This is a genomic window from Mesorhizobium sp. M7A.F.Ca.CA.003.01.2.1, from assembly GCF_003998945.1.
GTDB classification, from domain to species: domain Bacteria; phylum Pseudomonadota; class Alphaproteobacteria; order Rhizobiales; family Rhizobiaceae; genus Mesorhizobium; species Mesorhizobium ciceri.
Genome location: NZ_RZRA01000942.1, coordinates 1 through 2,137, shown reverse-complemented (window position 1 = coordinate 2,137; position 2,137 = coordinate 1). Strand labels below are relative to the sequence as shown.

The window sequence follows — 2,137 nt, the reverse complement described above, 5'->3', positions numbered from 1 at the left end:
CCTCGGGCGAAAGTCGATCCGTTGCCTCGCCTGCCAGAGGCAGGCTGACGATGGACGTAATGCCCTGGTCGTCGTTGGCGAGCAACTGCAGCTTGCCGCCGTGATAGGCCAGCAATTTGCGCGAAGAATAGAGGCCGAGACCGGTTCCGGTTACCGCCATCGTATTGGAGGCCCGGAAAAAGCGCCTGCCGATCTTGTGAAGCTCAGCCTGTGGAATGCCGATGCCACGGTCACGCACCCGAATGACCGCACTTCGACCTTCGCTGCGCACATCGATATCCACTGGCTGGTCCTCCGACGAATATTTGAGCGCATTGTCGATGAGGTTGATCAGGACCGTCGCCAGCATCTCGGGATCGGCGACAAGCGAAACGGCGTCGTCATCCGCCGTAAAGATCAGGCGCTCGCCGCGCCCGGTCATCCCGAAATGCAGCCGCACATCGGCAATAAGCAAACCGACGCGTATCATCTCCGGCTGAAACCCGCTGTCGCGATCATTGGCCATGAAGCGGTCGATCAGGGAAAACAGGCGATCGAGCGCCTCGCCAATGCCGGCAATCCGTTCTCGTGTCGCTTCGGGCGACTTGTGGCCGACAAGGCCGATCATGTCGGCCGCGTTGCGGATGATGGCGAGCGGGGTGCGAAACTCGTGGCTGACGACGCGCATGAAGTCCGCCTGCTCGTCGCGAAGCACACGTTCGGCCGCCAGGCTCGCGTTCAACCGGCTTTCCAGCCGTCGTCGTTCCCGTACCTCCCGCGACAGGGCGATATTTTTCTCCAGCAGCGCAGAGGACAGCCGCGAACTGACCATGAACAGCAGGCAGCCGAAAAAGGCGATCAGGAACAGCGCGCCCTGCAGCAGATACCAGGCGTTGCGGTCGGCCAGAACTGAGGCGCCTTGAAAATCGACCGGCAGCCGGTATTCGATGATGCTCTGGAGAACGCTAGCCGCGATATACTCGGCAAGCACACCGATCGTGATCCAGCGCAGGAGGGTTGGTTGCGTCCGGTCCCGCATCAGCCCAAGACACATCACCGACATCATCACGACCGTAAAGAAGGTCGATGCGTGAATGCGTATAGCAATGTCGCCTGGATCAATCGCGAGGGCGGCACTCCATGCGACAATTTGGAAAATCAGCAGTGAAATGCTGATCCAGGTATAGCGTGGCTGTCCCAGAAAGCGCGCCAGACCCTCGGCCAGCAACACCAGGCCTAGCTTGATGATCGTGTTGTGGAGCACGATGGCCCAGGCCGCCGGCTGCTCCCCACGCAGGAGAATCAGCAGCACCCCCGCCGCGATAGCGACGAAGCCGGCCGCAAGAAACTTCAACTCATAGAGGCGGCGCCACGCCAGCCACACAAACAACCAGGTGACGGCCTGCAGGCTTGCGGTTGCAAACGTAACAACCAGAACGGTCTTCAGATCAAGCATGGTCGAGTATTCGCACGGGGTTCCCCTGCCGCACCCCCCGATGCGCCAAATGTTGAATCTCGCAGGAGTTGTGCGGGGAGGCAAGCGCGATCCGCCCGTGCAAGAATTGGTCAGAATTCAATAGAATTGATCGGTGGAATTGTCGGGAGAGGACGTTTTATCATCGGCCGCGATCGTCTTGGTGGTTTCGCCGGGCGGATTGTGAGGAAGCAGTCGGGGCGATGTGCGTGGCGGACGCACGCGACCCGACGCAGCGGCAAGCGATGATTTTCGCGGGACGCCCGGCGATCGGGCCGGCCGCGGAATCGTTGCTTGCGGCACACGGGGGGAATTCCATGACAATTCGCGATCGTCGCTCGCTCATATCCCGCTTGTACTTTTGTGCTCCACGGCGCTCGCGGGGTCGTTGCTGCTGCCAGTCATCCTGACGGCGCCGGCGCATGCACAGGCTCTTTATGGTGCGACCGGAGGCAGGGGCGGTGATGGTGACGTAGACAGCAACGGCGGCGATGGTGGCGATGCAGGTGACGCCGGCGTCGCGGGCAACGGTCCGGATGCAGGGACCGGTGGGGCGGCCGGCACGCAGGCCATTCCAGACGGTGGAAATGGTGACAATGGCGGCTCCGGTGGCGGTGGTGGTGGCGGCGGCGGCGGTGGTTACAGCAATATCATTGCTGGCGACATTTCCGCGCCCCTCAATGG

Annotated in this window: 2 protein-coding genes; both read right to left on the bottom strand. The window is 61.7% G+C overall.

The window, feature by feature from the left end:
* Positions 1-1,519 (bottom strand): HAMP domain-containing sensor histidine kinase (locus EN969_RS27985; protein ID WP_245467533.1); only part of this gene is annotated, 1,519 nt, incomplete at its 3' end.
* Positions 1,520-1,595: 76 nt separating this feature from the next.
* On the bottom strand, positions 1,596-2,137 hold a 542-nt coding region (locus tag EN969_RS35395; RefSeq protein ID WP_206525248.1), incomplete at its 5' end, for a hypothetical protein.